At 59.1% G+C, this 22836-nt stretch carries 30 protein-coding genes; 15 read left to right on the top strand and 15 right to left on the bottom strand.

Features of this window, described 5'->3' with window-relative positions; all coding sequences use genetic code 11:
* The first annotated feature begins 74 nt into the window (after positions 1–74).
* From JNX03_RS07555 to JNX03_RS07565, 3 genes are read left to right on the top strand one after another with little or no spacing between them, the layout of a single operon-like run.
* Positions 75–509, top strand: a complete 435-nt coding sequence (locus JNX03_RS07555; protein ID WP_203211777.1) for a VOC family protein — start codon at positions 75–77, stop codon at positions 507–509.
* Positions 503–1219, top strand: coding sequence for a DUF1194 domain-containing protein (locus JNX03_RS07560; protein WP_231024290.1), 717 nt, complete (start codon positions 503–505; stop codon positions 1217–1219). The genes JNX03_RS07555 and JNX03_RS07560 overlap by 7 nt, the downstream gene beginning before the upstream one ends.
* Entirely contained in the window at positions 1216–1944 is a 729-nt protein-coding gene (locus JNX03_RS07565) for a DUF1194 domain-containing protein (RefSeq protein WP_203211778.1), read from the top strand. The genes JNX03_RS07560 and JNX03_RS07565 overlap by 4 nt, the downstream gene beginning before the upstream one ends.
* Here JNX03_RS07565 and JNX03_RS07570 read toward each other — a convergent pair.
* The 3 genes from JNX03_RS07570 to JNX03_RS07580 all read right to left on the bottom strand — a co-directional run bounded on the left by JNX03_RS07570 (position 1941) and on the right by JNX03_RS07580 (position 3234).
* Positions 1941–2441, bottom strand: coding sequence for a MarR family winged helix-turn-helix transcriptional regulator (locus tag JNX03_RS07570; RefSeq protein ID WP_203211779.1), 501 nt, complete (start codon positions 2439–2441; stop codon positions 1941–1943). The genes JNX03_RS07565 and JNX03_RS07570 overlap by 4 nt on opposite strands.
* A gap of 123 nt (positions 2442–2564) precedes the next feature.
* On the bottom strand, positions 2565–2843 hold the full coding sequence (locus tag JNX03_RS07575) for a succinate dehydrogenase assembly factor 2 (RefSeq protein WP_203211780.1): 279 nt from the start codon (positions 2841–2843) through the stop codon (positions 2565–2567).
* The gene (locus tag JNX03_RS07580) at positions 2836–3234 is read right to left on the bottom strand and encodes a helix-turn-helix domain-containing protein (protein WP_203211781.1); all 399 of its coding nucleotides are present in this window, start codon (positions 3232–3234) and stop codon (positions 2836–2838) included. Before JNX03_RS07580 ends, JNX03_RS07575 begins: the two co-directional genes overlap by 8 nt.
* Positions 3235–3336: 102 nt before the next feature.
* On the opposite strand from JNX03_RS07580, the gene JNX03_RS07585 reads away from it, so the two are divergent.
* Both JNX03_RS07585 and JNX03_RS07590 read left to right on the top strand, forming a co-directional pair.
* Positions 3337–4539 (top strand): pyridoxal phosphate-dependent aminotransferase, encoded by a 1203-nt coding sequence (locus JNX03_RS07585; RefSeq protein WP_203211782.1) that lies wholly within the window; start codon positions 3337–3339, stop codon positions 4537–4539.
* A 10-nt stretch (positions 4540–4549) separates the two neighbouring features.
* Entirely contained in the window at positions 4550–4954 is a 405-nt protein-coding gene (locus tag JNX03_RS07590) for a hypothetical protein (protein WP_037909586.1), read from the top strand.
* 4 nt (positions 4955–4958) lie between these two features.
* Here JNX03_RS07590 and JNX03_RS07595 read toward each other — a convergent pair whose 3' ends face one another.
* Positions 4959–5807: a DMT family transporter gene (locus JNX03_RS07595; RefSeq protein WP_203211783.1), complete on the bottom strand. Its 849-nt coding sequence runs from the start codon at positions 5805–5807 to the stop codon at positions 4959–4961.
* A 104-nt stretch (positions 5808–5911) separates the two neighbouring features.
* Between JNX03_RS07595 and JNX03_RS07600 the strand changes: the two genes are divergently transcribed.
* Positions 5912–6595 (top strand): helix-turn-helix transcriptional regulator, encoded by a 684-nt coding sequence (locus JNX03_RS07600; RefSeq protein WP_203211784.1) that lies wholly within the window; start codon positions 5912–5914, stop codon positions 6593–6595.
* Between the two features lie 2 nt (positions 6596–6597).
* On the opposite strand, the gene JNX03_RS07605 is transcribed toward JNX03_RS07600, so the two are convergent.
* Entirely contained in the window at positions 6598–7965 is a 1368-nt protein-coding gene (locus JNX03_RS07605; RefSeq protein ID WP_203211785.1) for an MATE family efflux transporter, read from the bottom strand.
* A 42-nt stretch (positions 7966–8007) separates the two neighbouring features.
* Complete coding sequence (locus tag JNX03_RS07610; RefSeq protein ID WP_203211786.1) at positions 8008–8397, bottom strand: DUF4260 domain-containing protein; 390 nt, start codon at positions 8395–8397, stop codon at positions 8008–8010.
* Positions 8398–8489: 92 nt separating this feature from the next.
* Here JNX03_RS07610 and JNX03_RS07615 point away from each other — a divergent pair, with 92 nt between their 5' ends.
* Entirely contained in the window at positions 8490–9356 is an 867-nt protein-coding gene (locus JNX03_RS07615; RefSeq protein ID WP_203211787.1) for a LysR family transcriptional regulator, read from the top strand.
* Positions 9357–9433: 77 nt separating this feature from the next.
* The gene (locus JNX03_RS07620; protein WP_203211788.1) at positions 9434–10300 is read left to right on the top strand and encodes an alpha/beta fold hydrolase; all 867 of its coding nucleotides are present in this window, start codon (positions 9434–9436) and stop codon (positions 10298–10300) included.
* 3 nt (positions 10301–10303) lie between these two features.
* Here JNX03_RS07620 and JNX03_RS07625 read toward each other — a convergent pair whose 3' ends face one another.
* Positions 10304–10912 (bottom strand): carboxymuconolactone decarboxylase family protein, encoded by a 609-nt coding sequence (locus tag JNX03_RS07625; RefSeq protein WP_203211789.1) that lies wholly within the window; start codon positions 10910–10912, stop codon positions 10304–10306.
* 80 nt (positions 10913–10992) lie between these two features.
* Between JNX03_RS07625 and JNX03_RS07630 the strand changes: the two genes are divergently transcribed.
* The 4 genes from JNX03_RS07630 to parE all read left to right on the top strand — a co-directional run bounded on the left by JNX03_RS07630 (position 10993) and on the right by parE (position 13555).
* Positions 10993–11148: a hypothetical protein gene (locus JNX03_RS07630; RefSeq protein WP_203211790.1), complete on the top strand. Its 156-nt coding sequence runs from the start codon at positions 10993–10995 to the stop codon at positions 11146–11148.
* On the top strand, positions 11145–11276 hold the full coding sequence (locus JNX03_RS20680; RefSeq protein ID WP_269142453.1) for a hypothetical protein: 132 nt from the start codon (positions 11145–11147) through the stop codon (positions 11274–11276). Before JNX03_RS07630 ends, JNX03_RS20680 begins: the two co-directional genes overlap by 4 nt.
* A 12-nt stretch (positions 11277–11288) precedes the next feature.
* Positions 11289–11525, top strand: coding sequence for a type II toxin-antitoxin system death-on-curing family toxin (locus JNX03_RS20610; protein ID WP_280526500.1), 237 nt, complete (start codon positions 11289–11291; stop codon positions 11523–11525).
* A gap of 71 nt (positions 11526–11596) precedes the next feature.
* Positions 11597–13555, top strand: a complete 1959-nt coding sequence (parE, locus tag JNX03_RS07640; RefSeq protein WP_203211791.1) for a DNA topoisomerase IV subunit B — start codon at positions 11597–11599, stop codon at positions 13553–13555.
* A gap of 120 nt (positions 13556–13675) precedes the next feature.
* Here the strand turns inward: parE and JNX03_RS07645 are convergent, their stop codons facing one another.
* Positions 13676–14077, bottom strand: a complete 402-nt coding sequence (locus tag JNX03_RS07645; RefSeq protein WP_203211792.1) for a cytochrome c — start codon at positions 14075–14077, stop codon at positions 13676–13678.
* A gap of 132 nt (positions 14078–14209) precedes the next feature.
* On the opposite strand from JNX03_RS07645, the gene JNX03_RS07650 reads away from it, so the two are divergent.
* Together JNX03_RS07650 and JNX03_RS07655 are read left to right on the top strand one after the other, a co-directional pair.
* On the top strand, positions 14210–14611 hold the full coding sequence (locus JNX03_RS07650) for a PaaI family thioesterase (protein ID WP_203211793.1): 402 nt from the start codon (positions 14210–14212) through the stop codon (positions 14609–14611).
* Positions 14608–15285, top strand: coding sequence for a hypothetical protein (locus tag JNX03_RS07655; RefSeq protein WP_203211794.1), 678 nt, complete (start codon positions 14608–14610; stop codon positions 15283–15285). Before JNX03_RS07650 ends, JNX03_RS07655 begins: the two co-directional genes overlap by 4 nt.
* Here JNX03_RS07655 and JNX03_RS07660 read toward each other — a convergent pair.
* Entirely contained in the window at positions 15282–15692 is a 411-nt protein-coding gene (locus JNX03_RS07660; RefSeq protein ID WP_331000484.1) for a c-type cytochrome, read from the bottom strand. The two genes, JNX03_RS07655 and JNX03_RS07660, sit on opposite strands and share 4 nt — an antisense overlap.
* A gap of 99 nt (positions 15693–15791) precedes the next feature.
* Between JNX03_RS07660 and JNX03_RS07665 the strand changes: the two genes are divergently transcribed.
* Positions 15792–16226: a DMT family transporter gene (locus tag JNX03_RS07665; protein ID WP_203211795.1), complete on the top strand. Its 435-nt coding sequence runs from the start codon at positions 15792–15794 to the stop codon at positions 16224–16226.
* A gap of 1 nt (position 16227) precedes the next feature.
* Here JNX03_RS07665 and JNX03_RS07670 read toward each other — a convergent pair whose 3' ends face one another.
* The 6 genes from JNX03_RS07670 to pepT all read right to left on the bottom strand — a co-directional run bounded on the left by JNX03_RS07670 (position 16228) and on the right by pepT (position 22743).
* A complete protein-coding gene (locus tag JNX03_RS07670; RefSeq protein WP_203211796.1) occupies positions 16228–17208 on the bottom strand; it encodes an Ldh family oxidoreductase in 981 nt (326 codons plus the stop codon).
* A gap of 175 nt (positions 17209–17383) precedes the next feature.
* Positions 17384–18067 carry an ABC transporter ATP-binding protein gene (locus tag JNX03_RS07675; protein WP_203211797.1) on the bottom strand — a complete coding sequence of 228 codons (684 nt, stop codon included), beginning with the start codon at positions 18065–18067 and terminating at the stop codon, positions 17384–17386.
* The gene (locus tag JNX03_RS07680) at positions 18060–19307 is read right to left on the bottom strand and encodes a lipoprotein-releasing ABC transporter permease subunit (protein WP_203212178.1); all 1248 of its coding nucleotides are present in this window, start codon (positions 19305–19307) and stop codon (positions 18060–18062) included. The genes JNX03_RS07675 and JNX03_RS07680 overlap by 8 nt, the downstream gene beginning before the upstream one ends.
* Positions 19308–19406: 99 nt before the next feature.
* On the bottom strand, positions 19407–19916 hold the full coding sequence (locus tag JNX03_RS07685) for a DUF2937 family protein (protein ID WP_203211798.1): 510 nt from the start codon (positions 19914–19916) through the stop codon (positions 19407–19409).
* An 80-nt stretch (positions 19917–19996) separates the two neighbouring features.
* Positions 19997–21337, bottom strand: coding sequence for a proline--tRNA ligase (gene proS, locus JNX03_RS07690; protein WP_203211799.1), 1341 nt, complete (start codon positions 21335–21337; stop codon positions 19997–19999).
* A 161-nt stretch (positions 21338–21498) separates the two neighbouring features.
* Entirely contained in the window at positions 21499–22743 is a 1245-nt protein-coding gene (pepT, locus tag JNX03_RS07695; RefSeq protein WP_203211800.1) for a peptidase T, read from the bottom strand.
* Between the last annotated feature and the right edge of the window lie 93 nt (positions 22744–22836).

Raw genomic sequence — 22836 nt, forward strand, 5'->3', positions numbered from 1 at the left:
ATCCCGCGAGGCGCTGGAATGCGCGGCGGGCTGTGCTAAGTTGCAGCCAACGCAGTGCAACAAAGGACCACAGCATGCCAATCAAATACCTGCACACGATGGTGCGCGTGAAGGATCTGGAAAAATCCATCGCATTCTACGAACTTCTCGGGCTTGTTGAACGCCGCCGCATAGAAAATGAAGGCGGGCGTTTTACCCTCGTTTTCCTGTGCCCTCCGGGTCAGGCGGATGGTCATGCGGATGTGGAACTGACCTACAACTGGGATGGTGACGATGAACTGCCATCCGACAGCCGCCATTTCGGCCATCTGGCCTATACCGTGGATGACATCTATGCCACCTGCCGCCACTTGCAGGAAAACGGCATCACCATCAACCGCCCGCCCCGCGATGGCCGCATGGCCTTTGTCCGCTCTCCCGACAATATCTCTATCGAATTGTTGCAAGAGGGCGATGCACAGGCCCCCGCCGAGCCTTGGGCCAGCATGGAAAACACAGGCCATTGGTAAAACGGCTGGCCTCTGTTGCGGCGCTGGCCTTGGCCGCCGCTGCCCCGGCGGAGGCCGCCAATTGCCGTCTGGCGCTTTTGCTTGCGCTGGATGTCTCCAGTTCTGTCGATCCGGTTGAGGATCGTTTGCAGCGCGGCGGCCTTGTTGCCGCGCTGACGTCGCCCGAAGTGCAGCGCGCCTTTTTCGCCGCAGATCAAAAGGTTGCACTGTCCGTTTATGAATGGTCGGGCCGCTACAATCAGGAAGTTTTGCTGGATTGGACGATGATTGACGATCTCGAAACCCTCGTGAACACCGCCGAGATCATCGCAAACAGCACCCGCAGCCATAATGAGTTTCCAACTGCGATGGGCTATGCTTTGGGGCACGGGGCCAAGCTGCTGCAAGCTGCGCCCGATTGTTTGCGCAAGACCCTTGATATGGCCGGTGACGGGCAAAACAACGAAGGGTTCGGCCCGCAAGCCGCCTATCGCGAGTTCCCGTTTGAAGAGGTGACGGTGAACGGTCTGGTGGTGAATGCCGCCGACTTTGAAGGTGAGGTTGGGTTGATCGCCTTTTACCGCGCTGAGGTTTTGCATGGACCGGGGGCGTTCTTGGTGATTGCCGACGGTTTCGAGGATTATGAACGTGCCATGCGGCAAAAGCTGGAGCGTGAGTTGACCCCGCCCGCCATTGGCGCTTTGCCGCGGCCTGCTGGATCAGCGGGATGATCCGCGCCGCGCTGCTGGCGCTTGCGCTTTCCGTGGCCGCGACCAACGCAACGGCGGCCTGCCGGCAGGCTTTGGCGCTTGGGCTTGATGTTTCCGGATCGGTCGATGCCAAGGAATATCGGGCGCAACTGGACGGGCTGGCATCGGCGCTGAATGATCCGGAGGTCCGCGCCAAGGTGCTGCAAATGCCTTCCGCCCCCGTCCGTCTGCTTGTCTATGAATGGAGCGGCCCAGCCGATCAACATGTGCTCCTGCCTTGGTCCGTGCTGGATCAGCCTCCCGCACTGGATATCGCGATCGAGACCCTGCGCCAGACCCGCCGCCGCAACGCCACCCCTGGCACCGCCCTAGGTGTGGCGATGACCTTTGGCGCGCAACTCTTGGCGCAGCAACCGGATTGCTGGAAACGGACCTTGGACATCTCCGGAGATGGCAAATCCAACCTTGGCCCCCGTCCCCGTGACGTGAATGACCAAATTGAACGCAGCGGCATCACTATCAACGGGCTGGTCATTGGTGCAGACGCCCCGAATATGGGCGATCTCAGGCAGGCGGAAATATCAGAATTGTCCGCTTACTACAGCGCCGAAGTGATCCTTGGCCCGGATGCCTTTGTTCAAACCGCGCTGGGTTATAACCAATACACCGACGCGATGAAACGCAAGTTGCTGCGCGAGTTGGAAGGGCTGGTCCTGTCCTACCTGCCGCCCCAGCCTGACCGCTAGTAGATATAGCGGATCTGATCCGTCCAGTACCGTTCCATCCGTTTGAGAGAAACCGTGATCTCGGACACGCCCGCAGGGCCAAGCACACCTTTGTCCTCAAGCCCGTCCGCATGCCGCGCAAACAGTTCTGCCACGACGTCGCGAATGTGGCGGCCCTTTTCGGTAAGGCGCACCCGCACGGAACGGCGATCGATCTCGCAGCGTTGATGGTGCATGAACCCCATCTCCACCAGTTTTTTCAGGTTGTAGCTGACGTTGCTGCCTTGGTAATAGCCGCGGCTTTTCAACTCGCCGGCGGTCACCTCATTGTCGCCAATGTTAAACAGCAACAGCGCCTGCACTGCGTTGATTTCCAAGACGCCGACCCGCTCAAACTCGTCCTTGATCACGTCAAGCAGCAGCCTGTGAAGCCGCTCAACCAAAGACAGGGCCTCTAGATAGCCCACCATAAAGCCTGATTCATTGGCAGCGCCGGTGACGGATTGTTGAATGCTCATTTGTTTCTCCGACTCAATGTGTTGCCACAGAAAATGGGAAAAAAAAGCAGAATAATTCGTTAAACCCTGAAACAGCTTCGAAGGGCGGCCAAAACAGCGGCCCTCCGGTGTGGGCCGTTTGGGTTAAACCTGTCCGACAGGTTGATCCGCGATGCGGCTTTGAATGCGGGCAATCAGATCGGAATATCGTTCCGGTACAACGACTTGCCCTGTGACCCATTGATAAAGGTCATGGTCGTTCTCGTTCAGCATATCGTCATAAAGCGTCAAACCGGCGTCATCCATCGCCTCAAGATGATCACCCGCAAAGGCCGAAAGGATCAAATCCATTTCTTTGATCCCCCGGCGCATCGACCGCATGTGCAGGCGTTTGACCTTATGCGCCCGCAGCTCTTCAGCCATGGGTCGCATCCTCAAGCATCTTGCGCACGCGTTTTTCCAGACGGCCCATCGCCTCGGCCCGTTTTTGCATCTCAATGCGCATATCGCGGATTTCTGCCAGAATCTCACTCAGATCGCTGTTGTGCGGGGTGATGATGTCCGGATTGTCCAGCCCTTCCCCCTCGCCATTGATCAGCCACATCATCGATACATTCAGCAACCCTGCCAACATCGACAGCCGGTTCGCGCGCGGCTCGGACACGTCGTCCTCCCAACTGCGCAATGTGGATTGTTTGACGCCAAGCCGCTTCGCCAGAACCGCCTGTGTCATGCCCGCCATTTCGCGCGCCGCTGCAACGCGATCTCCAAAGGTCGCCGCCTCCGGTCCATACCAGTCTGCTGTCTCAGTCATCGTTAACATCTCCTCGATCTTTGCATTCTCACCAATGTCGCTTGATCGGTGCGGGGGTGGCCCCTATGAGTATGCTGCACACTTAGACAAACTGAGGCCAAAATGGAACTGCTCTCTCAATCACTCTCCCGCGTCAAACCGTCTCCGACCATCACGGTGACGACGAAAGCCGCCGAACTCAAGGCTGCGGGGCGCGACGTGATCGGCCTTGGCGCCGGAGAGCCGGATTTTGACACGCCGCAAAACATCAAGGATGCCGCCATTGCGGCGATCAATGAGGGCAAAACCAAATACACCGCAGTGGACGGCATTATCGAGTTGAAGCAGGCGATCTGCGACAAGTTCAAGCGTGACAACGGGCTGGACTATACGCCCTCTCAGGTCAGTGTGGGAACGGGTGGTAAACAAATCCTTTACAACGCACTCATGGCCACGATGAACCCCGGCGAAGAAGTGGTGATCCCCGCCCCGTACTGGGTCAGCTATCCTGATATGGTCCTGCTTGCAGGCGGTGAACCGGTGATTGCCGAAGCGTCTTTGCAGACCAACTTCAAACTGACCGCAGATCAGCTTGAGGCCGCGATCACCCCCAAGACTAAATGGTTCATCTTCAACAGCCCCTCCAACCCCACCGGAGCAGGCTACACCCGCGCCGAGCTGAAGGAGCTGACCGATGTTCTGATGCGCCATCCCCATGTCTGGGTGATGACGGACGATATGTATGAACATCTGGCCTATGACGATTTCAAGTTCTGCACCCCCGCAGAGGTGGAACCGGCGCTTTATGATCGCACATTGACCATCAACGGCGTCTCCAAAGCCTATGCCATGACCGGCTGGCGCATCGGCTATGCCGCAGGTCCGGAGAAATTGATTGCTGCGATGCGCAAGGTACAATCGCAATCCACCTCCAACCCCTGCAGTGTCAGCCAATGGGCGGCCGTGGAGGCGCTGAACGGTACGCAGGATTTCCTGCCGACCAACAACGAGATCTTCGTGCGCCGCCGCAATCTGGTGGTCTCCATGCTGAACGAGATCGACGGAATGGCCTGCCCCACCCCCGAAGGCGCGTTCTACGTCTATCCCTCCATCGCGGGTCTGATCGGCAAGACATCCGCCGCAGGCACCAAGATTACCAATGACGAGGTCTTTGCCACAGCCCTGCTTGAAGAAACCGGGGTGGCCGTTGTCTTTGGAGCGGCTTTCGGGCTGTCGCCAAACTTCAGGGTCAGTTACGCTACCTCTGACGAGGCCCTGAAAGAGGCCTGCACCCGCATCCAGACATTCTGCGCGGGACTGACCTGAAAGGGGCAACATGGCGGCAGAGTTACCTGAGTATTATTTCCGGGTCCGCGAGAATGGCGCGGCGGTTTTCCGTGTGGACACAGAGAACCGCCACCGCCGCATCGAGATGGACCAAATCGCCGTCGTGAACATCCGCAACGGGGCCATCAAACCCCATGGTGAATATGTGCTGACCGACGCGGATCTGGCACATATCCAAAGCTGGATGGAAGACCGCAATCAGGTTCTGGCCCACCGCGACATCGACGACATTCACCGCGCCGTCGACTACATGAACCTCACCACGCAATGGGTGCAATCCAAGGCTACCGACGAACAGCTCGACGCGGTCACTGATGGTCTGCTTCTGGCGATGCACGATCTGCGCAGCACATTGGTGCGCAAAAAGGCGGACCGCCTGATCAACAAAGACTAGCCGTCTAAGCCCTGCGTCGCTGCGACCAGATCACCGCCGCAAATATCACCACTCCGCCCAGCAGAACCTGCGGCTTTGGCACTTCTGACAGCAATGCAAAGGCCAAAACAGGTGCCAGCGGCATCTCCAACGTCGATAGCAATGCGGTTTCGGCTGATGGCAATCGCCGCGCCCCTTCCGACAAGGTCACGGAAGCCACAGCAAAGACCAACCCAAAGGCAATGAGCACCGGCATCTCAGCGGCAGGGGTCGCCATCGGATCGCCAAAGGTTAGGGCCAATGGCAACAACACCACAGAAGAGAGCGCCGCTGGCAAGGCCGCCGTTGCCTCCGGATACATCCGGTAGGCCACCATCACCCCCGCCATCATCAAGGTCATGAACAGCGCCAGAAAATCGCCCTTGAGCGCGCCACCGCCAACCGATCCCGACAGGATAACCAAGACTCCGCCAAACGCCGCACCAGAGGCGATCATCACCCGTCTGCTGGGCGCTTCCTTGATGAAAATCCACGACAGTCCCGCCGCGATGAAGGGCGCTGCGGCATAGATCAGCGCGACATTGGCAACGCTGCTGTGTTTGAAGGCCGGAATAAACGCCGCCGTGCCTGCCGCCATCATGCCCGTGATCCAGAAGGCGGGCCAACCGAAGGCCCGCACTTCTGACCGCAACTGGCCGCGCATCACCAAATAGACCAGCGTGAACCCCGCCGCCGCCAACCCACGCCAGAAGATCACGCCCCAGGCCGCTGTGGTCACCGATTTGGTAAAGATCCCAGCCCTGGAAAACACCACCGCCGAGATCACCACAAGGAGGATGCCCGCGGTTCGGGTGGTTTGGTCAAATCTATGCATGGGTCTGGTCCTGCTTATGTGTTGGACCGGGGCCATAGCGCATCACTGCTGCCATCTATGTGTCAGGAGTGTTAGGCTAGACCGCAAATAACCGAAGGCGCCCCATGTCCAAATCAACACGGTTCTTTGAAGTCATCCAACTGCTGCGAAGTGCGCGCAAACCCATCCTCGCCCGCGAGATAGCCGCCGCGCTCGAAGTGTCGGTGCGCACGGTCTATCGTGACATCGCAAGCCTGCAGGCCATGCAAACGCCCATTCTGGGTGAGCCGGGTGTGGGCTATGTGATGCGCAAGGGGTATGATCTGCCGCCGATCAATCTGGATGTGGATGAGGCCGAAGCCATCGCAGTGGGCCTCAGCCTGATTGCCCGTACAGGTGATCCCGGTCTGTGGCGGGCGGCAGGTCGGGCGGCCCGCAAACTGCAAGAGGCCGCACCTGGAACCCGCAAGCTGGTGACGTCGTCATGGGGGGTGGGCAACACCCCCAGCATCGACATCTCGCAAATCCGGCTGGCCGTCCGACGTGAAAGCAAGCTCAGCATCCGCTACCGCGACGTGGAAGGCCGCGAGACCCGCCGCATCATCTGGCCCCTTGTCATGATCTATTATGTCGACAATGCCATGATCGTTGCATGGTGCGAAAAACGCCAAGATCTGCGGCATTTCAGGCTGGACCGGATGACGCATTGTGCCTTCCTTGCGGAGGATTTCAAAGGCCTGGGTGACGCCTTGATCGCGCAGTGGGAGCAGACCCAGAAACACGACACGGTGTCGACCAAAGACCTTTGATATCACGCTGCAACGGGCTGCCCGACCTGTTTGATCGTCACCCGCCAGAACCGCAAGTTCAGCAAGATCGCTGCAACACCCAAACCAAGGACCAGACCGGCCCAGACACCGATCCCTTCAAACCCGAAGGTGAAGCCCAGCAGGTAGGACGCCGGAATGCCCACGACCCAATAGCTGAACGCGGCCATCCACATCGGCACGCTTGTGTCCTGCACCCCGCGCAAAAGGCCAAGCGCCACCGCCTGTGCCCCGTCGACCAGCTGGAACAGCGCCGCCATTGCCAAAAGGCCCACGCCCACGGCAAGAATCTCAACCCGCGCCGGTTCGCCCTTTTGCATGAACGCCGAGATCAGCGGCTCTGGCCAGCCGACAAAGCCGATGATGGTCAGCACCGCAAATCCAACAGACATGGCCAGAACAATCTTGGCACCGCGCCCCATATGATCGACATCTCGCCGCCCATAGGCGTTGCCCGCGCGGATTGTTGCCACGTTGCTGAGGCCCAGATGCACCATGAAGGTGATCGAAGCGAGCTGCACTGCGATGCCATGCGCGGCCAGTGGAATTGTCCCCAACCAACCCATCATCATCGCCGAAGCGGCAAACAGGCCAACTTCGCTGAGCGCTGTTAGGCCGATGGGCAGGCCCAGTTTGAACACCCGCGCAAACATCGACGGATCCAGCCGCCACAGGCGCACGAACAACTGGTGCTGCGGCACCACCACAAGAATATAGATGAGAATCCCGATCAACGAAACGACCTGCGTGGAAAGCGACGCAATCGCCGCCCCCACAACGCCCAGCTCGGGCGCGCCCCAGTTGCCAAAGATAAACGCGTAATTCGCAATCGCGTTGAAGATCGCCGCCACGATCGTGATCCAAAAAACCACCTGTGTCCGCTCCAACGCCGCCAGATAGGACTTTAGCACCATCACGAACAGTGCCGGGATGATCCCCCAGCCCGCGACCTTGAGGTATTGCCCCGCTACAAAGGCCAGATCATCGCCCTGCCCCAGCAGCCGCAAAACCGGCTCCGCCCAGACCAGAATGGGCATCGCAATCATTGCAAAGATCAACGAAAGCCAGATCCCCATGCGCGTGGCGCGGCGAATGCCCACCTCGTCCTTTTCAGCCGCAAAGGAGGCCACAAGCGGCATCACCGCCCAGGCGAAGCCCGAGCCGAAAATGAACAACACAAAAAAGAACGTGCTGCCCAACGTCACAGCGGCCAAAGCCTCGACCGAGAACCAGCCAAGCATGACCGTATCGGTCACGCCAATGGCAATTTGCCCCAGATGCCCACCGATCAACGGCAGACCCAAAGTAAGAATCGCGCGGACATGGCCGCCATATGTCATAGGTTGTGTCATGGCCCAGAATTAGGCGCGAATTTTTCAAAGGTGAAGAGGCGGTTATACACGGCCCAAATGCGTGTCTTTGAAGTGACCATTGTACTTAAGTCCATACCCAATGGCCCGGTCGACCCCGATATGCGCGCCCCAGATCAACGCCAGTTCCAGGGCGAGGGATGACCCCATCCATCCCCCCGTAGCCGCCAGCGCCAGCGGTGTCAGATAACTATGGCCGATGTTATAGCACAAAGCGCCAATCCGGTTGCCGACCAGATACCCCAACATGAACAGATCCGGCAGCAGAAAAGCCATAAAATACAGCCACCAACCGCCTTCCATGTAGCGGTAGCTCAGCGTACAAAGCACCGCTACGGCCGCGCCTTCGCTGCGCAGGATCGCTGGCATATACCAGCTGCGTCCGGCCTTTTTGATCATTTGTGCCTCAGTCATTTCATTCTCCTTTTTCGACTTCGCAAGGATCATCCCTGTGATTACGCCTGAAAGAAATTGTTCAAATGCGTTTACCCAGCTATCATATTTTGATGAGTACAATTTTCCCGTCCCTTGACCACATCCCGGCCTTTCACGCGGTTATGACAACCGGCAGCCTCAGTGCGGCCGCCCGCAATTTGCGACTGGCGCAGCCCACCGTGCGCCGCCACATCGAAGCGCTGGAACAAGAGTTGAACACCCAGTTGTTCACCCGCGCCGCCAACGGCCTGACCCCGACCTCCATGGCCGAGACACTTTTGCCACTGGCCCGCGCCGTGCTGGAAGAGGCAGCGGCCATGCACCGGGCGGCCTCCGCGCAAAAGGACGCGCTGTTGGGTATTGTGCGCATTACCTCCAGCCGAGTTGCAGCGGCCCATGTTTTGCCGCCCCTGCTGGCTCGGCTTGCCAAAGACGCGCCCGGCCTGCGCTTCGAACTGGCCGCCACCGATCACGCCGAAGATCTGACGCGCCGCGCCGCCGACATCGCCTTGAGGTTTACCCCGCCCAGACAGCAATCCCTGATCGCGGCGCCCTTGGGCGCGGTCGAGGTAGGTCTCTTTGCCCATCCCGATCTTGATCTGCCGGACAGGATGGACAGCCTGCACAATGTCCCCTTCATTGCAGACGACCGCGAAGGCATCATTCTGCCTGCCATCCAAAGCGCCGGCGTGCCCCTGCCCGATCACATCATCTTGCGCTGCGATGATCCCCTGTCGCAGATCGCGCATATCCAATCCGGTTTGGGCGTGGGGTTCTGCCAGGTCAAGCTGGCGACCCGCCTTGGGCTCAGGCGTGTCTTGCCGAATTGGACCTATGAGATGCCCGCGTGGCTGGTCCTGCACGAAGATCAATCGCGCATCGCCCGCATCCGTTTTGTTTTCGATTATCTCAAGGACGAATTGCGCCATTGGATGTGACAGGCTTGCACCTGCAATCCGCCCGCGCCACAGTTGCCCTGCCCCGAGCGGCAGACCATCCAAAAGGGGACAGGACCATGCGCATCGAAACAACAACATTGAACGGCCAATCCTTTTTTGTCCGGCACTGGGGGGATGAATCCCTGCCCAAAATGTTGATGCTGCACGGCTTTCCTGAATACGGCGGTTCATGGTCCGATCTGGCAGAGCGCCTTTCACATCGCTTTCACATCATCGCACCCGATCAACGCGGATATGGGCAAAGCTGGGCCCCTGCGGATGTCTCTGCCTATACCACCTCGGAACTGGTCAAGGATATGGCGGCCCTGATCGGGGATGATCCCTTGATCGTTCTTGGCCATGACTGGGGTGCAGCGGTGGCTTATGGCCTTGCAATGTTCCGGCCTGAATTGGTGCAAAAGCTGATCATCATGAACGGTGTGCATCCGGCCCCGTTTCAACGGGCCATGGCCGCTGGCGGGCCGCAGACCGAAGCATCGCAATACATCCACTACCTGCGCAAGGACGGGTCCGAAGATCACCTTGCTGCCGACAATTTTGCCAAGTTACGGGCGTTGTTCTCTGCAAAAATGGATATGTCTTGGCTTACGGGGGCGACCCTTGAGACCTATCTGGCGGAATGGTCACGCCCCGGCAGGCTGCGCGGCATGGTCAATTGGTATCGCGCATCGCCCCTGCAAGTCCCCCTATCGGGCCAGTCGCTCCCGGATTTGCCCGCGTTTGATCCAGCCCGCCTAAAGGTGCGCTGCCCGCATCTGTTGATCTGGGGCAGCGATGATACCGCGCTCTTGCCCGCCGCCACTGAAGGGCTCGAGGAATTTGCCCGCGATCTGACAAGGGTAGAGATTGCAGGGGCGGATCATTGGCTGCACCACCAGAAACCCGATGAAGTGGCGCAGGCAATTTTGAGTTGGCTGGACTGATCCCTATTTGTGGCCCCAATCGTCCGGGTCGTCCGAATTGCCGGGGCTGAGGCCGATGATGTCACCATCCGTGGAACACCCAAGCCCGAGAACCGTGCGGTTGGCATAGGAGAAATAAGCGCTGACCTGATTGATCTCCAGAATTTCACCGTCGTCCCAACCCGCATCGCGCAGCGCCTGCACATCGGCCTGTACCATTTGCCCTGCTGCTTGCGTCAGCTTTTGCGCATAGACCATAGCCGCTCTTTGCGCATCATCCAGCGGTGCCGCCGCCACATCACGCGCCGTGATCGCCCCGCGGATCGCATCCGCCCGCGCATCATCACGCAAAAGACGTTTCATTCCGGCAAAGTGATGCTCCACACAATAGCTGCAATCATTGAGAGATGACACCCAAACGCCCAGCACCTCCAAGAACCATTTGGGGATCTGGTTGTCCTTGTGATGCAGCACATATTTGTAGATCGCCATATGCCCCTCCATCGTGTGAGGACGCAGCGAATGCATCTTCATGATGTTGTCGACATTGTTGTTCGGCCCCGTAACCCGTTGATAAAGCTGCTTGAGCTTGCCGGTTGCCGCGTCAAAGGGAATGGTCTTGATCCAAGGCATTGGTGCCTCCTTTATGGTTTTTCCACACACTGCGTCCATGGATGGATCACTGCAAGACCCCTTTCAAAAAGCACATTCTAATGGATATCACGATATGTATTTTCGGGTATTCTGTGCCCGCAGAGGCGAAGTTGCAGGAAGAGCCACGTTATGCCACGCTGGATGAAGTGATGCAGAGTATTGCCGCAACCCGCGATCAAACCCAGCCTGTTCTCGATTACCTGAAAGATAAATGAGCTTTCGCCTTCTGAATTCGGAACTGGTCGAAGCCATTCACGATGCCGTTCTGAATGCCGGTGAACTGCAAGGGTTTGTCGGCGACAAATCCATTGATGGGGCGTTGGCGCGAATCGATATCCGATAGGTATATGGGCTGATCACCGACAGTTTTGACCTGGCCGCCGCTTATTGTGTCGCGATCTCGACCGGGCATGATTCTAACGATGCAAACAAACGCACCGCCTACAAATCCATGATCGTTTGCCTGCACCTCAAAGGCATTCGCATCGCCCATGAAACCATCGAAGCCGGCGATCTGATCCGCAATGCGGCGCAGCGGCGGCTGGATGAAGATGATTTGGCCGCGTGGTTGCGCAAGAAGGCTGTGGATTAACCGCGCAAACGCATTGCCGGAAGCCGCGCAGCCTGTCAAAATGGCCGGCACATATAAGAAAGAGCAGCCTCATGTCCGATCTTCTCACCGGAACACAGCCCAGCAAAGAATACGATGCCTCCTCCATCCAGGTGCTGGAGGATATGGAACATGTGCGCCTGCGCCCCGGTATGTACATCGGCGGCAAGGATGATCGCGCCTTGCACCACATGGTGGCCGAGATTGTCGATAACTCCATGGATGAGGCCGTCGCGGGCCATGCCACCTGGATCGAGCTGGAATTGCATGAAAACGGCCATGTCACGGTGCGCGACAATGGCCGCGGCATTCCCACCGATCCGCACCCCAAAGACCCCAGCAAATCGGCGCTTGAGATCATTTTCTGCACGTTGAACGCAGGCGGCAAGTTTTCCGGTGACAGTTACGAGACATCTGGCGGCCTGCACGGCGTTGGCTCGTCGGTCGTGAACGCCCTGTCGGACCATCTGCGCGTGGAAGTGGCCCGCAATCGCGAGCTTTTCGCGATGGAATTCTCGCGCGGCATTCCCCAAAGCAAACTGGAGAAGGTTGGCGCCGCCCCCAACCGCCGCGGCACAGCGGTGACGTTCCACCCCGATCCGGAAATCTTTGGTTCGCTGAAGCTAAAGCCTGCCCGGCTTTTTGCCATGGCGCGATCCAAGGCCTATCTGTTTTCGGGCGTCGAGATTCGCTGGAAATGCGGGCAGGATGACGGCACCACACCGCAAGAGGCCAGCTTTCACTTCCCCGGCGGCCTGTCGGATTACCTGAACGAAACCTTAGGTGGATCAACCACTTATGCCGATGCGCCTTTTGGCGGCATGGTGGATTTCAAGGAGAAATTCAACACCCCCGGCAAGGTCGAATGGGCCATCAACTGGACCCCGTCCCGCGACGGATTCATCCAGTCTTACTGTAACACCATCCCCACCCCCGAAGGCGGCACCCATGAGGCCGGTTTCTGGGCGGCGATCCTCAAGGGGATCAAGGCTTACGGCGAATTGGCCGGCAACCGCAAGGCCAGCACGATCACCCGCGAGGATCTGATCACCGGTGGCTGTGCGCTTGTCTCCTGCTTTATCCGCGAGCCTGAATTTGTCGGCCAGACCAAGGACCGCCTTGCCACCACCGAAGCGCAGCGGATGGTCGAAAACGCCGTGCGCGACCACTTTGACAACTGGCTGGCCGCTGACACCAAATCTGCGGGCGCGATTCTCGATTTTCTGGTGCTGCGGGCCGAAGAGCGCCTGCGCCGCCGTCAGGAAAAGGAAACCGCACGCAAGACCGCCACCAAAAAGCTGCGCCTGCCTGGCAAGCTGACCGATTGCACCAGCAAGACCCGTGAAGGCACCGAATTGTTCATTGTCGAGGGCGACAGCGCCGGCGGCTCTGGCAAGGGGGCACGCAACCGCAACAATCAGGCGCTTTTGCCGCTCAAGGGTAAGATCCTCAACGTGCTGGGCGCGGCGTCAAACAAACTGACCACCAATGCCGAAATCAGCGATCTGTGCGAGGCTTTGGGGGTGGGCATGGGCACCAAGTTCAATCTTGATGATCTGCGCTATGACAAGATCATCATCATGACCGATGCGGATGTCGATGGCGCCCATATCGCGGCGCTTTTGATGACCTTTTTCTTTACCCAGATGCGGCCCCTGATTGACGACGGGCATCTGTATCTGGCCTGCCCGCCGCTCTACCGGCTGACCCAGGGGGCCAAACGTATCTATGTCGCTGACGATGCGGAAAAGAATTACTGGATGGAAAAGGGTCTGGGCGGCAAAGGCAAGATCGACGTGCAGCGGTTCAAAGGCCTGGGGGAAATGGATGCCAAAGACCTTAAGGAAACCACAATGGACCCCGGAACCCGCAAGCTGATCCGGGTGACGGTAGACGAGGATGAACCGGGCGAAACCGGCGATCTGGTGGAACGTTTGATGGGCAAAAAGCCCGAGCTGCGGTTCCAGTACATTCAGGAAAACGCACGGTTTGTGGAGGAGTTGGACGTTTGAGGGGTAAAAGCTCAATCCGTCCGTCGCAATACCCAACCCAGCATGCACATGCGCCACAGCTGCATAGCCCCCTTCCCCCATGAGGGAAGGGGCTTCATTTCGGCCAAACAGGGTAGCTGCTTACGGCTGTTCCTGAATGACCCCGAGGTAGGCCACCAGATCCACAATCGCGCGGCTGGTCATGATCGGTTGGCCGGTTTCCGCCTTCAGCGGCGTGTCATCCCCCTCAAAGAACGGGCCATAAACCGGCATCGGTGATCCGTGGCTGACCAAGGGATCACGCCCGTCAATCCGTGTCACCACCCGTGTGACCGGGAACTGACCGTGCCGCGCCGTCAGATCGTTCAGCGGCGGCGGTTGCAGCATCAAGGCCGGAGCCATCGGGCCATTGCCGCGCCCCTCCAGCCCATGACAGGTTGCGCAATGCGCATCATATAGCGCCGCACCTGCCCCTACATCCTGGGCCTGCGCCGCCCCCTGCATCATGCCAAAGGCCACCGCCGCGATCACAAGTCTTTGCATTCGATCCTCCATCGTTATCTGCCCCATCATATCGCAGCCCTCCACCGCCCCGCCCTGCGCTGGATCAAATTTTGCAACTTGCGCCTGTGAATTGCCCCGCTAGGCTGCTGCCATTGCACCAGCGAGGCCGTTATGACCCCGGACATTGTCGAAACGTTTCTTTATGATCACTTCGCCCCATGGGTGCTGGCGCTCAAGCCAAAAGTGGCACAAGCCGATACGCAAAAGACCGTTCTGGAAATCCCGGTCACCGATGCCTTGAACCGTACAGGTGGCATTGTTTGTGGACAGGCACTGTCCGCTTTGGCGGACACTGCAATGGTCTTGGCCTGCGGTGCCCATGAGGGTCAGATGATCCCTGTCGGCACCGTCACTTTGGACACGCAATTCATGCGCCCCGCCAGTGGCGACAGCATCCGCGCCGAGGCGGAGATCACCCGCGCTGGAAAAAGCATGATCTTTGCCCGTTGTACACTTTACGCCGAACCCTCGGGCAAGGCCGTTGCCACCGCCACGGCCACTTTCGCCCGATGATCCGTATCCTGCTTGTTCTGGTGCTATTGGCTGGCTGTGGAAGGCCGCTGACCGACAACGAACGCGCCTATTTGACCACGATCCATGGCAGCTCGCTCGATATGGACAAGGTGCGCCTGCATGATGGCGCCCCCACCCGCGCCGTCACCTTTCGCCGCAAACCCCGCCCGCGCACCACCTGCCGAGAGCTGATCCTGCCCCCCGCGACCGACGCCATCGTGACCTCGAAACCTGCGGCTGTGGCGCTATATAACACCGTGCTGTTCGACAAGGATTGGTATATCGACGATTACCTGCCCGACTACCCGGACCGGATCAATCTGATCGCGGCGATGTTGCTGGCCCATGAGATCACCCACATCTGGCAGTGGCAGAACCGCGCCACCACGGGATATTCACCGCTGCGGGCCGCTTCAGAACACGGCAACAAAGCTGACCCCTATCTATTTGATATCAGAGCAAACCCTAAGTTCGGAGAGTTTGGCTTTGAACAACAAGGCTCGATCGTCGAGGAATTTGTCTGCTGCCGCGCCTTGGCCCCGCAAGCGCCGCGTACCAAACGATTGCATGCGCTGATCGGTCAGGTGATGCCGGTGGCCCCGCTGCCTCAAAGCCGCGAACATGATGTCAGCCTGCCGTGGAAGGGCGTCAAAATCGACGGGATCTGCGGTTAGCGCTGGATCGCTTCGAGATAGGCCAGCAGGCCCGCAAGAGCGCGCGGCGTGGGTGTCATCACCCCGTCCACATCAACCGGCACCAGATCATCCGCCATCGCGCCGCCGAACTGTGGCATTACACGGGCCAAATGCCCCTGCTCAGGATCGCCATAGATATAGCTGAGGGCGCGGGCGGTTGGAAATGTGCCACCGTTTGCGCGGGCAAGAAGCGTCAGATCGGTTGGCTTGCGATCAAGCCCCGACGCCAGAGGCCCGTCACCCCGCCCGGAAGGCCCATGGCAGGACACGCAGTTTTCTGCAAAAAACGCCGCGCCGTCACCAGCCTCAGGCATGGTGTTCGGCGCACAGGCCAACACAAGAGCACCTGCCCCGGCAAGGGCGAGAGTCGTCAAATAAGACCGCATGAAATTCTCCTGATCTGATGGCCTGCCATCTATCCTTGTGTCTTTGCCTACAGCTGGCCATGATCCAGATCAAGTCACCACAGGAAGGCAGATTTACCAATGGCACATTACGCCCTGATCATGCTCATCGCCGGAATCGGCATTCCGGTTCTGGCCGCCCTGAACGCCGCTTTGGGCAGTTGGGTCGGATCACCTGCCGCCGCTGCAATGGTGCTGTTTGTAGTGGCCTTTGTCAGCTGTCTGGTGGTGGTTCTGGTCACTGGCCCGCATGCGCTGGACAGGTTCATAACCGCACCCAGGCATTTGTTTTTGGGCGGTGTTCTGGTCGCCTTCTATGTCTTGACCATCACCTTTATCGCCCCGCATTTCGGGGTCGGAAATGCCGTTTTCTTTGTGCTATTGGGGCAATTGATATCAGCCGCAGCGATTGATCACTTTGGTCTCTTCGGGGCGCAGGTGTCCTCGCTGGGTCTGGCCCGCACAGGCGGGATCGCGCTGATGGCGGCCGGTGTCTGGCTGACCCAGCAGGTCTAGACTAGGCCTTCGCGAACCCTTCGATCATCGCCCAAACCGCATCATCCACTTCGACCGGATCACTTTGCTGTTTGTTCTGGCCGGGCATCCGCGCCCCTTCGTCGGTGGCAGCAGCGGCGGCCAATGCCTCAAGCCGTGCGCCGAATTCCGGCGATGAGGACGGGTCGATGATGATGTAATATTGGCCCAGATCATGCGGCGCACCTTCAGGCGCTTTGAGGGGTTTGACATCCTTGGACAGAATGCCCCCCGTCATGCCGGCTGCCAGGATTTCCGCCATCAGGCCAAAGCCCCAGCCTTTGTAGCCGCCCATCGACACCAGCGATCCCCCCAGCGCCGCCTCCGGATCTGTGGTGGGATTGCCATCCGCGTCCACGGCCCAGCCTTCGGGAATTTTCTGTCCTGCGGCCTTGGCCATGGTGATTTTGCCCAAAGCCACGGTTGTGGTGGATTGATCGAACTGCATGGCAATGCCACCTGCGCCATCCGGCACGGAAAAAGCAATCGGATTGGTGCCAATCACACGGGTTTTTCCGCCCGGCGCGGCCACGATAGGCGATGCATTGGTAAACCCGATGCCGATCAAACCGGCGTGGGCAATCTGTTCCGTAAAATACCCCAGCGACGTGCAGGTGTGCGCATGGCCAACCGCCATCGTGGCCACCCCGGCCTCCCGCGCCGCATCCAGCGCCACAGGCAAACCATAGGCAAAGGCGGGTTGGGCAAAGCCAAATCCGGCATCCACATGGATGGCCGCACTGCGCCGCGCATTTACAACTGGCACCACCTTTCCCTTGACCCGGCCAGAAGCAAGCTGCTGGCAATAGCTTTCCACATAGTACAAACCACAGATCTTGTTGCCGACCGCTTCGGCCTTGGCCACGGCCCGCGCAACCTCGGCGGCGGGAAATGCGTCAGCCCCATGGGCGATCAAAGCCGCCTGCGTGGTTTCCTCGATGGTTTTGAGCGAAATATGCGCCATGCGTCTTCCTTCTTGGCCCCTCCCCTTGGGGGCGAAGATCAGTCTGACCTTAGGTCAATTCTCACGTCAAGCGTTTGAACCCTGCCAGAAGGCAATATTTTGCACAGGCAACACATTCTGCGAGAAATCGCCACACCGACACACGCAGGCCGAGAACGGCGAAGGTTTTCAGCGCCTAATCGGTCACCAATTGCCCCGCATCCAGCCGGATCTGCCGATCCATCCTTGCCGCCAGATCAAGGTTATGGGTCGCGATCACCGCCGCAAGACCGGTGCCGCGCACCAGATCCATCAACGCCCCAAACACCTGATCCGATGTCCCCGGATCAAGGTTTCCTGTCGGCTCATCCGCAAGCAAAACCTTTGGCGCATTGGCCAGGGCCCGGCAAAACGCAACCCGCTGCTGCTCCCCGCCTGACAGGGCCGCGGGGCGATGGTCTGCACGCTCTGCAATCCCCACTCGCTCCAGCAATTTCCGCGCATGCGTCTCAGCCGCCGCTTTTGCCACACCATTGGCCAGTTGTGGCAACACGATATTCTCCTGCGCCGAAAACTCCGGCAACAGGTGATGAAACTGATAGATGAAACCCACATCACTGCGCCGCACCTTTGTGCGTTGCCGATCGCCGCGCCCGGTCATGTCCTGCCCGGTGATCTCGACCTTGCCCGCGTCCGGCGTGTCCAGCAGCCCGGCAATATGCAACAGGGTCGATTTGCCCGCCCCAGAAGGCGCCACAAGGGCCACAACCTCGCCCTTGCGCACATCCAGATCAATGCCGCGCAGCACGTTCACTTCATTGGGCAACCCGTGGTTATAGGCTTTGGTGATCCCTGAGAGCCGCAGCACAAACTCACTCATAGCGCAGCGCCTCCACCGGATTCATCCGCGCCGCCCGCCGCGCCGGAAAAATCGTCACGATAAACGACAGCCCCAGCGACAAAGCCACCGCAGACAGCACATCAGCCAATTGCAACTTGGCCGGCAGGAAGTAGATCCCCCTGATCGATGCATCCCACGCCGTGCCGCCAGACAGATAATTCACGAAGCCAAAGATCTGATCGACATATAGCGCAAAAAGACAGCCCAGAATGACGCCCAGCGCCGTGCCTATGATCCCGGTAAACGCGCCGCAAATAAAGAATACCCGCAGCACCGACCCTTCGGTCAGCCCCATGGTACGCAGGATGCCAATATCGCGCCCCTTATTTTTGACCAACATGATCAGCCCCGAAACGATGTTCATCGCGGCGATGAGAACCAGTACAGACAGGATCACAAACATCACCCGATCCTCGATATCCAGCGCATTGAGGAACGACCCCGACGCATCACGCCATGTCCAGACCTGCGCCCGCGGGCCGGTCGCGGTCAGGATTGGCAAAGCGTAGTTATCCACAGCTTCGGGATCTTCGACCATCACTTCAAGTTCGTCCGCCACCCCTTCACGGTTAAAGAAGATTTGCGCATCTGAAATCGGCAGATAGGCACGGGTGCGGTCAATGTCATAACGTCCCGCCGAAAAGATATACACAACCTCATAGGCGTTCACCCTCGGGCTGGTCCCAAAGGCGGTCTTGACCCCGTTAGGCGAGATCAGCTTGACCCTGTCTCCAACCGCGACGCCCAGGGTGTTGGCCACCCCGATGCCCAGTGCAATGCCCTCTTCAAACCGGTCCAAATCGCCCTGCGCGCGGGTCTGGTCGGCGATCCGCGGGATTGTCTTCAAATCCTTCGGCGCAATACCAAACACTTCGACACCTGCATTGGACTGGCGATGGTTTGCCATGACCTGCTGCCGGATCAGCGGCGCAACCCGCGTCACCCCCGGCACCGCTGCGACGGTTTGGGCCAAGGCCTCATAATCGGCAATGCTGCGATCAATCCGCCCGGCGGCGTTGACCTCGCCCAACTGGTAGACCGTCACATGCGCATTTGCGCCAAGGATCGTATCCACGAACTCCGCCCGAAATCCTGAGCGCACCGAAAGCGTTGCAATCAAAGCAAAAACCGCCAGTGTGATGCCGATCAAGCTGATCCAGGTCATCACCGAAACGCCGCCCTCGGCCCGTCGCGCCCGCAAATAGCGCCAGGCGATCATCCATTCAAAAGGCGCAAAGGGCGCAGTGCTCATCTTTTTGTCCATCCTAAGGAGGCTTCTGGCATTTTGGCCGCAACCTGAGGCTTTGCCCTCACAGGGTCAAGCGCCCATCGCGGGATCGGCGGGCCTGCGTCGAAACGGCCAGGACAGGATGCGCAAAATAACCCCAAGCACCGCCAAGCCCAGCACAAAGCCAACAGCCGCAAAAACCGCTCCGGCAAAATTCAGCGGCAGGGCAGGTTGATACTCCGACCAGGCGGCGCGCGCGATCTCGGGGTCCGTCAGGCTTGGCATATGATAGGCCCGCATGAACGGACCTTCGTTCTTCAATTGCTCCAAATCGGACCGCAGCCGTGCGTAGCGATCAAAGGTTGCGGTCATGTCTCTGCGCCGCCGCTCCAGAAAATCCGTGCCCTGCATCTGCGCCAGTGCATCAGCGCGGCTCAGCCCCACAGCCGCTGCGGAGGCATCAAAATCCGCCACCACATCCGACAGTGCATCAACCGCACCGCCCAGTCTTTGGATATATTGCTGGGAGAACTCAGGGAATTGCGAGGTCGCCGTGGCCCCGGCCAACCCACCCGCAAGGGTCAAGGCCCGCAGGATCATCGTTCTTGCTCCACAATGGGCGCCATGCTCTGCCTCCCGTTTGAACCGCAGGCTAACATACGTCAGCCTGCGATCAAGGATCAGGCGATGCCAGCGTAGATCTGCGCGATCTTCTGGACCGCAGCCTCTGGCGGCATCTCTTCGCTCTCGCCTGTGCGGCGCGATGTCAATTCGACCACCCCGTTTTTCAGCCCGCGCGGCCCAACCGTGATCCGCCATGGCAGGCCCAGCAGGTCCATCGTTGCAAACTTGCCCCCTGCCCGCTCATTGCGATCATCATAAAGCGGATCAAGCCCCAACGCCTTGAGAGACGCATAAAGCGCATCACAGGCAGCATCCGCCTCTTCGTCGCCCTGCTTGAGGTTCACAATCCCCGCATGGAAGGGCGTCACGCCTTCAGGCCAGATGATCCCCTTGTCATCATGGCTGGCCTCAATGATCGCGCCCAAAAGGCGGCTCACACCTATCCCGTGGCTGCCCATATGCACCGGCACGGTCTTGCCATCCGGCCCCTGCACCTTGGCGCCCATGGCCTCGGAATACTTGGTCCCGAAATAGAAGATCTGCCCAACCTCAATGCCCCGCGCCGTGCGTTGGCGGTCCTTTGGCACCTCGGCAAAGAGCGCCTCATCATGGGTCTCATCCGTGCGGGCATACTTGGAGGTGAACTCCTCCAACACAGCGGCACATTGATCAACACTGTCATAATCGATCTCGCGATCACCAAAGGTCAGATCGGTCACCGCGCTGTCATAAAACACTTCGGATTCGCCGGTTTCGGCCAGCACAAGGAACTCATGGGTGTAATCGCCGCCAATCGGGCCCCCATCTGCCCGCATCGGGATCGCCTGCAGGCCCATCCGCTCATAGGTCCGCAGATAGCTGACCAGATGACGGTTGTAGGCATGCAGCGCGTCCTCCTTGGTCAGGTCAAAGTTATAGCCGTCCTTCATGAAAAACTCTCGGCCCCGCATCACACCAAAACGCGGGCGGATCTCGTCACGGAATTTCCACTGAATGTGGTAAAGCGTCAAAGGCAGGTCTTTGTAAGACCCGACATGGCTGCGGAAAATATCGGTGATCAGTTCCTCATTGGTGGGGCCATACAGCATATCACGCCCATGCCGGTCCTTGATGCGCAGCATCTCTTCGCCATAGTCGTCATAGCGGCCGCTTTCGCGCCACAGATCCGCCGATTGCAACGTCGGCATCAGCATCGGAATATGCCCCGCCCGCTGTTGCTCTTCATGCACGATATTCTCGATCTTGCGCAGCACCTTGAAACCAAGCGGCAACCAGGAATAAATCCCGGCACTCGCCTGCTTGATCATCCCCGCCCGCAACATCAAACGGTGGCTCACAATCTGCGCCTCAGAAGGGTTCTCTTTCAGCACAGGCAAAAAATAGCGGCTCAGACGCATCACGCGCTCCTCGGCAAAGTCAAATTCCTTGCCTTGCCTAATTCAAACCCCGCGCAGGCACAATCACCATCCCGGGCCCTACGCCTTTTTGGCTTCAAATACTCCGGGGGTTTGGGGGCAGCGCCCCCATTCCATTGATAAATCAAATGCGGCGCAGCCGCTCATTCTGATCCAGCGGCCAATTGCGCAAGCTCCAGCGCCACCTGCGTGGCCTGTGCCATATCCTGCACCGATATCCATTCCAGCGGCCCGTGGATCTCCTGCATACCGGTGAAAATATTCGGGCATGGCACCCCCATCTCGGTCAGGCGCGATCCATCCGTACCGCCCCGGATCGGCACCGACACCGGCTCAAGCCCGGCCTTGCGCACCGCTGCATGGGCCAGATGCACAGGCGTCATATCCTCCTCCAGCCAATAGCGCATGTTGCGGTATTGCGGGCGGATTTCGCAGGTGATCTCGGCACGCGGCTCCGTCGCGGCGACGGTCTGGCAAATCTGGCGCAGCAGATCACCCTTCGCAGCCAAGCCATCCCGCTCAAAATCGCGCAGGATCAGAACGATTTCCGCCTCGGTCGAGCCGCCATTCACTTCGGAGACATGGATAAACCCTTCTGTGCCTTCGGTTGTGTCCGGCGTCATCGTGACCTGCGGCAAGGTCATGATGATCTTCGCAACCAGATGCAGCGCATTGACCATCTTGTCCTTGGCAAATCCCGGATGGGCCGACACGCCCCTGACCTTGATCACCGCCCCATCGGCTGAAAATGTCTCGAACTCCACCTCGCCGGGCTTGCCGCCATCGAAGGTATAGGCAAAATCCACTGCCAGATCGGCAGGCAGCCTCGCATCCACCCCTCGTCCGATCTCTTCGTCCGGCGTAAAGGCCAGCCGGATCTTGCCATGCGGAATTTGCCGGTTGTTCAACAAATGCCGCGCCGCCGTCATCGCAATCGCAACCCCGGCCTTGTCATCGCCGCCCAACAAGGTTGTGCCGCTGGCCGTGATGATATCTTCGCCCATCTTTTCACCTAAATAGGGCGAATTTTCTGGCGACAGTTTCAACTCCGGCGCATCGGCAAAGGTGATATCGCCGCCGTTGTAACCGCGATGCACCACAGGTTTCACCCCTGTGGCATTGAACTGCGGCGCGGTGTCCACATGGGCCAGCCACCCCATCACCGGCGCGTCCTCTACAGTTGCCGGAATGCTCGCCAGAACCACACCGTAGTCCGTCAGCACAACATCTTCTGCGCCCATCTCCAGCAATTCTTCCACCAGCAATTGCGACATCTGCAACTGGATCTCGGTGCTGGGGGACGTCGGCGATGTGGCATCGCTCTGGCTGTCAATCGCCGCATAGCGGACCAGCCGGGTTTCCAATTCGTCGTCAAATGCACTGCGCATGGTTCTCTCCCGCTTTTGCCCGATAGAGCCGCCTGAGCGGACCCGAAGTCAAGACAGTCAAATGCTTGACCGGCCCGCGGCGGAAATGCTCAG

This window comes from Sulfitobacter mediterraneus (assembly GCF_016801775.1).
GTDB classification, from domain to species: Bacteria; Pseudomonadota; Alphaproteobacteria; order Rhodobacterales; family Rhodobacteraceae; genus Sulfitobacter; species Sulfitobacter mediterraneus_A.

Coding starts and splice junctions, on each gene's coding strand:
- JNX03_RS07665 (WP_203211795.1), top strand. CDS start 15,792: ATGGCACATTACGCCCTGATCATGCTCATCGCCGGAATCGGCATTCCG.
- JNX03_RS07680 (WP_203212178.1), bottom strand. CDS start 19,307: ATGATCGCCTGGCGCTATTTGCGGGCGCGACGGGCCGAGGGCGGCGTT.
- JNX03_RS07630 (WP_203211790.1), top strand. CDS start 10,993: ATGGATATCACGATATGTATTTTCGGGTATTCTGTGCCCGCAGAGGCG.
- JNX03_RS07605 (WP_203211785.1), bottom strand. CDS start 7,965: ATGACACAACCTATGACATATGGCGGCCATGTCCGCGCGATTCTTACT.
- JNX03_RS07660 (WP_331000484.1), bottom strand. CDS start 15,692: ATGCGGTCTTATTTGACGACTCTCGCCCTTGCCGGGGCAGGTGCTCTT.
- JNX03_RS07595 (WP_203211783.1), bottom strand. CDS start 5,807: ATGCATAGATTTGACCAAACCACCCGAACCGCGGGCATCCTCCTTGTG.
- JNX03_RS07620 (WP_203211788.1), top strand. CDS start 9,434: ATGCGCATCGAAACAACAACATTGAACGGCCAATCCTTTTTTGTCCGG.
- JNX03_RS07625 (WP_203211789.1), bottom strand. CDS start 10,912: ATGCCTTGGATCAAGACCATTCCCTTTGACGCGGCAACCGGCAAGCTC.
- JNX03_RS07655 (WP_203211794.1), top strand. CDS start 14,608: ATGATCCGTATCCTGCTTGTTCTGGTGCTATTGGCTGGCTGTGGAAGG.
- JNX03_RS07565 (WP_203211778.1), top strand. CDS start 1,216: ATGATCCGCGCCGCGCTGCTGGCGCTTGCGCTTTCCGTGGCCGCGACC.
- JNX03_RS07575 (WP_203211780.1), bottom strand. CDS start 2,843: ATGGCTGAAGAGCTGCGGGCGCATAAGGTCAAACGCCTGCACATGCGG.
- JNX03_RS07590 (WP_037909586.1), top strand. CDS start 4,550: ATGGCGGCAGAGTTACCTGAGTATTATTTCCGGGTCCGCGAGAATGGC.
- JNX03_RS07670 (WP_203211796.1), bottom strand. CDS start 17,208: ATGGCGCATATTTCGCTCAAAACCATCGAGGAAACCACGCAGGCGGCT.
- JNX03_RS07675 (WP_203211797.1), bottom strand. CDS start 18,067: ATGAGTGAGTTTGTGCTGCGGCTCTCAGGGATCACCAAAGCCTATAAC.
- JNX03_RS07570 (WP_203211779.1), bottom strand. CDS start 2,441: ATGAGCATTCAACAATCCGTCACCGGCGCTGCCAATGAATCAGGCTTT.
- pepT (WP_203211800.1), bottom strand. CDS start 22,743: ATGCGCAGTGCATTTGACGACGAATTGGAAACCCGGCTGGTCCGCTAT.
- JNX03_RS07555 (WP_203211777.1), top strand. CDS start 75: ATGCCAATCAAATACCTGCACACGATGGTGCGCGTGAAGGATCTGGAA.
- JNX03_RS07600 (WP_203211784.1), top strand. CDS start 5,912: ATGTCCAAATCAACACGGTTCTTTGAAGTCATCCAACTGCTGCGAAGT.
- JNX03_RS07650 (WP_203211793.1), top strand. CDS start 14,210: ATGACCCCGGACATTGTCGAAACGTTTCTTTATGATCACTTCGCCCCA.
- JNX03_RS07580 (WP_203211781.1), bottom strand. CDS start 3,234: ATGACTGAGACAGCAGACTGGTATGGACCGGAGGCGGCGACCTTTGGA.
- proS (WP_203211799.1), bottom strand. CDS start 21,337: ATGCGTCTGAGCCGCTATTTTTTGCCTGTGCTGAAAGAGAACCCTTCT.
- JNX03_RS07585 (WP_203211782.1), top strand. CDS start 3,337: ATGGAACTGCTCTCTCAATCACTCTCCCGCGTCAAACCGTCTCCGACC.
- JNX03_RS07645 (WP_203211792.1), bottom strand. CDS start 14,077: ATGCAAAGACTTGTGATCGCGGCGGTGGCCTTTGGCATGATGCAGGGG.
- JNX03_RS07610 (WP_203211786.1), bottom strand. CDS start 8,397: ATGACTGAGGCACAAATGATCAAAAAGGCCGGACGCAGCTGGTATATG.
- JNX03_RS07685 (WP_203211798.1), bottom strand. CDS start 19,916: ATGATCCTGCGGGCCTTGACCCTTGCGGGTGGGTTGGCCGGGGCCACG.
- JNX03_RS07615 (WP_203211787.1), top strand. CDS start 8,490: ATGAGTACAATTTTCCCGTCCCTTGACCACATCCCGGCCTTTCACGCG.
- JNX03_RS20680 (WP_269142453.1), top strand. CDS start 11,145: ATGAGCTTTCGCCTTCTGAATTCGGAACTGGTCGAAGCCATTCACGAT.
- parE (WP_203211791.1), top strand. CDS start 11,597: ATGTCCGATCTTCTCACCGGAACACAGCCCAGCAAAGAATACGATGCC.